The sequence below is a fragment of the Coleofasciculus sp. FACHB-712 genome, assembly GCF_014695635.1.
In the GTDB taxonomy this organism is placed as follows: Bacteria; Cyanobacteriota; Cyanobacteriia; order Cyanobacteriales; family FACHB-T130; genus FACHB-T130.
On the sequence record NZ_JACJOQ010000515.1, the window covers coordinates 1 to 6452 of the forward strand.

General features: G+C 46.9%; 7 protein-coding genes. 4 read left to right on the top strand and 3 right to left on the bottom strand.

The genetic code is table 11. From position 1 onward, the window contains the following. Together rsmG and H6F50_RS17285 are read right to left on the bottom strand one after the other, a co-directional pair. Positions 1–737, bottom strand: a 737-nt coding sequence (gene rsmG / locus H6F50_RS17280; RefSeq protein WP_199292218.1) for a 16S rRNA (guanine(527)-N(7))-methyltransferase RsmG, incomplete at its 3' end; no start/stop codon positions are given. Between the two features lie 77 nt (positions 738–814). Further along, the gene (locus tag H6F50_RS17285) at positions 815–1489 is read right to left on the bottom strand and encodes an ABC transporter ATP-binding protein (protein WP_190429655.1); all 675 of its coding nucleotides are present in this window, start codon (positions 1487–1489) and stop codon (positions 815–817) included. A 519-nt stretch (positions 1490–2008) separates the two neighbouring features. On the opposite strand from H6F50_RS17285, the gene H6F50_RS17290 reads away from it, so the two are divergent. The 3 genes from H6F50_RS17290 to H6F50_RS17300 all read left to right on the top strand — a co-directional run bounded on the left by H6F50_RS17290 (position 2009) and on the right by H6F50_RS17300 (position 3931). Further along, the gene (locus H6F50_RS17290; RefSeq protein ID WP_190429659.1) at positions 2009–2911 is read left to right on the top strand and encodes a Sll0314/Alr1548 family TPR repeat-containing protein; all 903 of its coding nucleotides are present in this window, start codon (positions 2009–2011) and stop codon (positions 2909–2911) included. 127 nt (positions 2912–3038) lie between these two features. Then, complete coding sequence (locus H6F50_RS17295; protein WP_190429656.1) at positions 3039–3494, top strand: DUF3531 family protein; 456 nt, start codon at positions 3039–3041, stop codon at positions 3492–3494. A gap of 8 nt (positions 3495–3502) precedes the next feature. Continuing rightward, complete coding sequence (locus H6F50_RS17300) at positions 3503–3931, top strand: NUDIX hydrolase (protein ID WP_190415986.1); 429 nt, start codon at positions 3503–3505, stop codon at positions 3929–3931. 67 nt (positions 3932–3998) lie between these two features. Here the strand turns inward: H6F50_RS17300 and H6F50_RS17305 are convergent, their stop codons facing one another. Continuing rightward, a complete protein-coding gene (locus tag H6F50_RS17305) occupies positions 3999–4991 on the bottom strand; it encodes a ribose-phosphate pyrophosphokinase (protein WP_190415987.1) in 993 nt (330 codons plus the stop codon). Between the two features lie 595 nt (positions 4992–5586). Between H6F50_RS17305 and H6F50_RS17310 the strand changes: the two genes are divergently transcribed. After that, positions 5587–6452, top strand: an 866-nt coding sequence (locus H6F50_RS17310; RefSeq protein ID WP_190429657.1) for a serine/threonine-protein kinase, incomplete at its 3' end; no start/stop codon positions are given.

Consider the following 6452-nt stretch of genomic DNA (forward strand, 5'->3'; position numbering starts at 1 on the left):
CGCGGAAATTCCCTCGGCGTGGGTGCCACTTTGCGGAGATAAAGACAGTGGCGATCGCTATGACTACAAGGAGTCGTAAACCCTTCTATCGACTCAATGACACCACCCAATTGCACAAGCGCTGGTTGTAGAGCATTGGTTTCTTCTTCTGTCCACTGTCCTCGATAGAGGATGGCTAAGCCACCGGGTTTTAGTAACGGGAGGGCATATTCTGCACAGACAGATGCTGTGGCGACGGCTCTCACCAGTGCCAAGTCGTAAGAAGCTCGATGCTGGGGATGTTGACCAATTTCTTCCGCTCTACCAGTCAAAGTAGCAGCATTTTGAATCCCCATCTGGTCGATCAGAGTTTCTAAAAACGCGATTTTTTTGCGCGTGGCATCCAGTAAAGTGACGGTGCAATGGCTGAGGGCGATCGCAATGGGAATCCCCGGAAATCCTCCTCCAGTCCCAATATCGATAGCGCGTTCGACGGAGGGAAGGGACAAGCGATCGCTTGTCTCTTCCGAGTTAGAGGATAGTAGAGGCGCAATTCCTCGCAGAGAATCCCACAGATGTTTTTCCCAAAACTCTGTCGGTTCGGTGATGCGAGTTAAATTTAGCTGGCGGTTTCCTGCCAAAATTAGCTCGTAAAGGCGCTGAAATTGTTGCCTCTGTTCGGCTTCCGGCTGCCAGCCTAATGTTTGCTGCCAGATGTCTGCCATTTCCGGCAACATTAGCGTCTCAATCTCACCCATGACCGCCAACCTTCAACTTTTTAAATTTGTGAATTACCCTTCGGGAAAGGGTTCGCCCTACAACCGCCCAAACCCATTTAAGCTGCTGGTTGCGGCTCAATTACTTTAGCTTCTAATGATGCTGGCTCCACCGAGTGCAACTCTCCGTGGTTAATTGTCCAGCATCGATCGGCAATCGCTAACAAATCACCCGCATCGTGAGTGACAACCAACAGTGTCCAATGGGTTTTGAGTTTTGCTAATAAACTAACTAGCTGACGCCGCATTGACCAATCTAGGCCAGCGGTGGGTTCATCCAACAACAACAAATGAGGTTGGCGAATTAACTGCACTGCTAGAGCAAGGCGTCGCTGTTGACCTCCACTCAAGGAATGCGGTGAGGTATGCAACGGCAGATGTGCCAGATTTACTTCTTGCAGAGCTTCCGTGACTTTTTCCAATCCCAACTCTGGATGCCCCATCCGCAGTTCTTCTAAAATTGTCCCGCCACAAAAATGCCGCTCTGGAAATTGAAAGACTAATCCTCCCAACTGTTGCAGATGTTCGGGAGTCAGTTCTTGGTCTCGCCAATAGAGGGCACCATCCGTTTTTTCCGCCAGACCTGCGAGAATTTCTAAAAATGTGCTTTTGCCAGAGCCACTTGGGCCAATGACAAGACCCAGATTGTTCGGTGCCAGTTCTAAATTAAGGGCTTTTAGAATCGCAGTAGGGGCAGCCGGGGGGTGATAAGTCAGGTTTTTGAGATAGAGCATTAATTACCCGAATAGAAAATAGAAAGCGAACTCGTCAAGGCATCCAGTTGGGAACAAAAAAGCCTTCTTTAATTTTGACTTAAATTATTCGGCACAAGAAAAACTGAACAAAACCTGTTTTTGAGCAAAACAAATTTTATCCGCGATTCCGGATCTCTTTATTTCTACTTTTATCCTTGGCATTTAAAAAAAATTAACTAAATTTTTCCGGAACCTGGAATTTAGTAAGGGCGTCAAACGCATTTAACTCTCTTTATCTAGAAGTGACTAATTATACACTTGTTGTTTCTAAATGTTGAGCCGAAGGGCGATGGTAACAGAATATTTTCTGGCGTTACTAGATAGCATTTAACATTGGAGACAGCATTCACTCAAGCGTAAGGTTTTGTGAGGATGACGATAATGGATCGATTTTCGGTTCCGAAGCAGATTGTTTCTGCGATCGCAAATACACCCGCGATTTGCTCTAAGCCTTTGATCGCGCCAGCGTCTGCACGTTTTGCTCTGCTCGCATTGCTGATGGCAGTCAGCGTTTGGTCTAGCCCTAGTCTAGCGGATGACCCTTTTCGCTCTAGCAATCCTCGGAATATCGGAGACAGTACAGAAGCTGCTTTCAAGGCAATCTTTGAAAAGGGAAACTATCTAGAAGCAAAGCGTTACCTACAGCAAGCGGAAACGCAGGAACCCAACGAACCCCTAGCATACGCAATGAAGGCGTCTCTCACCTACTCCTCTATTGACTGGAAAGGGGAAAGTGCGGAGAGCAAGCAACAAAAACAAGCTTTGTTAGATGAGTTTAAATTATACGCGGACAAGACGCTGCAAACGGCTGAGAAGCTCACAGCAAGCGATCCCTTGCGGGGAAATCTCTACACCGCAGTAGGTCATTTTTTACAAGGCGCTCATACGATTGCGATCGCGAATCGAGATGCAATCAAAAGTGGTCCGCAAGCTTTGAGTAAATTGCAGCAGGTATTTGAATACCTCGATAAAGCTGAAAAGATTGCACCTGATGACGCAGAACTCAACTTGCTCAAGGGGTATATGGATTTAATGATTGCGGTGAATTTGCCATTTTCTAACCCCAATCAAGCGATTGAACGCTTAGAAAAAGCAAGCCCGTCTTATTTGGCTTATCGAGGAATTGCCGTCGGCTATCGGGACTTGAAGAAGTACGATAAGGCGTGGGAATTTGCGGAGAAGGCAAGTCAAATCACGCCAAATAACCCAGAATTGTTCTATCTCAAGGGGCAGATCCTGGTTGAGCAAGGGAAGAAGAAAAACAATAACCAAGATTTGATCAAGCGAGCGGTGGAGAATTTTGACAAAGCGATCGCAAAAGAAGCCCAACTCCCGGCGAACGTCGTTAAACAGCTGAAGCGAGAACGCGATAAAGCACAACGCCGGATTACGGGAGGATAAAGCCTAAAAGGATGAAGTATAAACGATAGGATGAAAGAAAGGATGAAATGAGTTTGCGGTTCCAAAACAATGGATTGAAGCCGATTTCTCGAATTTCATCCTTTACACTTTATACTTCACGGTTGATATGCAGGTAGTGTTCCGCGAGTTTAACCCTTTCGATCTGTGGATCTGGCTGGAGTTCAGCATGGTTCCCTCGGAGATGGAAAAGCAGTATGTCGAGGAGGTGTTTAACTCCTGGTTCTTCTTGGGGAAATTGGGAGGATTTAATGCAGAAAATCTCCAAGTCCAGGATACGGGTTTAGATATCAGCTACATGGATTACGATTCTGACGCAGCGGATAACACGATGGTCTCGCTCATGCATAATATGGGCGAGTTTGAGTACGAAGGGGGATGGGCACGGTGCTGGCTCGATTTGGGAACCAGTGATGCGATCGCGCTTGATATCCTGATCAACTCTCTCAACCAGCTGAACAACGAATACGTGAGAATTGAACGTTTGTACATTGGCGGCGAAAATGAAGACTGGCCCGTTGAGGGTAGCGAAAGTCGGGCTGCCTTTAGTTACAACGAAAATTGACAAAAACGATGCACAAATCAGGTGAAATTCGGGTGCTTGCCTTGGGGCTGATTCGGAACGACGAGCGCATTTTTATTTCCGAAGGCTATGACCCCGTTAAGCAAAATACATTTTATCGCGCCTTAGGGGGCGGCGTTGACTTTGGAGAAACCAGCCTCGAAGCACTGCAACGAGAATTTCAAGAAGAAATCCAGGCTGAATTAACGAATATTCGATATCTTGGCTGTATCGAAAATTTGTTTACTTTCAACGGTAAGCCTGGTCACGAAATCATTCAACTGTATCAATGTGATTTTGTCGATCCCAAGCTTTATCAGATTGAACGAACAATTTTTGCTGAAGGCGATCGCCAAAAAGCGGCACTTTGGGTAGAAATTAATCGTTTTACATCTGGCGAGTTGCGATTAGTCCCAGGAGAATTTTTGCATTACTTGTAATCTTGTAGGGACATGGCATTGCCATGTCCCTAGACCTAAAAAAACTACATCCCTCGCGGATTAAGATTTATCGGAACATACTGCTGACAGAACTATCTTCGTGAACCCGCCAAATAGTTTCGCCCAGCACATTGGCGACCGAAAGAACCGTCAGTTGTTTAAATCTATCTGCTTCGGGGACTGGGATGGTGTTGGTGACAATCACCTCTTCAAATATCCCGCTTGAGAGCCGCTCAATCGCGGGTGGAGAGAAAACTGCATGGGTAGCACAGGCATATACCTGCCTAGCGCCTTCTTTGCGTAACAACCGAGCGCCCTCTGAAATGGTGCCGCCGGTGTCAATCATGTCGTCTACTAAGACGGCTGTTTTGCCTTCGACATCGCCAATCAGATTCATTACTTCTGCTACGTTATGCGCTTGCCGACGCTTATCAATAATCGCCAACGGCGCATCGTTCAGCTTTTTCGCAAACGCTCTAGCTCTAGCCACACCACCTACATCCGGTGAAACAACAACCAAGTCAGATAGTTGCTTGTTTGCCAGGTAATTGATGAGGGCGGGTGAGCCGTAGACGTGATCGAAGGGAATATCAAAGTATCCCTGAATCTGGGCTGAGTGCAAATCCATCGCCAAAATCCGGCTGGCTCCAGCCTCTGTAATCAGGTTCGCAACCAGCTTGGCGGTAATGGATTCGCGTCCCGCTGTTTTGCGGTCGGCTCTCGCATAGCCATAATAAGGAATGACTGCGGTAATTTGTCGAGCCGAGGCGCGGCGACAGGCGTCAACCATGATCAGCAATTCCATCAAGTGATCGTTCACCGGATGGCAAGTGGGTTGAATTAAGTAGACGTCACACCCTCGAATCGATTCTTGAATTTGAATGTAAAGCTCTCCATCAGCAAACCGCTTGCGAACCATTGGTCCCAAGTCCATGCCTAGATAGCGAGCAACTTCCTGAGAGAGGGGTATATTAGCAGAGCCGGAAAACAGTCGCAGACGATTGTTATCTGCTATTTGTGGCAGCGTAGGCTGAAGCGATATAGTGGGAGAACGGAGCACAGCAGACCCTCAAGAGCTACTTCGATCGCAATCTTATCATTGTCGTCGAAAAGACTTATCAAATTTATTTGTTAAGAAGGGATGAATATCTGAATCACTGGTTACAGAATATCTAAAAAATTGCTCTACAGACAAGAATTAGAAAGTTTTGGTCTTAAGTTTGAGAACCTAACTCTTCAATGCAGGTTTCTTCAGGTATGAGCATCTCAGTAGAATGCCTTAGTTTTTGGAATCTTGAGTAAACTGTCAAGATAACGTCTCCGTATTTCTCCTGATAAAACATAAACTTTAGATCGCATAGGCAAGTCAAATGTACAGATTTCTAGACAAATGCTTTGATAATAAATAATTTTTTAACAAATAGAAAGCAAAGTAAAAATACATTAAGGGAACGCGATCGCCGATTAGCCGGCTCGGAAAGTCCGACTGATGGCTGGGGGGAGCGACTCACTTTCCAACAAGCTCCAACAAGCAAAGATTAGAAGCTGATGGAACGGTGAGCGACAGCTTTTGCCAAAATAGATCCAAAAAGGTAAGGTAGCATAGCTTTGTCATAATTGCATCTTGAAAAGCCCTTCTTCCCAAGTCCTTATTTATGCAACCCCCGATTGTCATTGGAACGATTCTACAAAACCGCTACCGCTTGATCGGTATTCTCGGTCAGGGAGGGTTCGGACGAACGTATCTAGCAGAAGACCAGGGGCGCTTTAGCGAACGATGTGCCTTAAAGGAATTAATTCCTGCTCAAGAATCAGCTTATGCACTGGAGAAAGCAAGGGAACTGTTTCAGCGAGAGGCGACGACTCTTTACCAAATCCAGCACCCGCAGATTCCCCAGTTTCGGGCTACTTTTGAGCAAGATCAGCGGTTGTTCCTAGTGCAGGACTATGTGGAGGGGAAGACTTATCGGATGCTGCTTGATGAGCGTCGGAGTCAAGGCAACACTTTCTCGGAGGTAGAAGTGGTGCAATTTCTGCGGCAGTTGTTGCCCGTCTTAGCGCACATCCATGTTAAAGGGATTATTCATCGGGATATTGCGCCGGACAATATTATTTTACGGGAGAGCGATCGCTTACCTGTGCTGATCGATTTCGGCGTGGTTAAGGAGCTGGCAACTCGGTTTCAGCTACCAGATGTTACCAGACCAATCGCGACAACGGTCGGGAAACCCGGTTATGCCCCCAGCGAACAAATACAGGCAGGGCAAGCTTACCCTAGCAGCGACCTCTACGCTTTAGCGGCGACGGCTGCGGTAATGCTCACAGGCAAAGAGCCAGCAGAATTGCTGGATGCGACTCAGCTAACGTGGCAATGGCGCAGGTGGGCGAACGTCAGCGATGGGTTCGCTCAAGTATTGAATCGGATGTTAAGTTATCGACCGGGCGATCGCTACCAATCAGCTGGAGAAGTTGTACAAGCACTCCAATCTCTGACGAATACAACCGCCGCTCTTCAACCGCC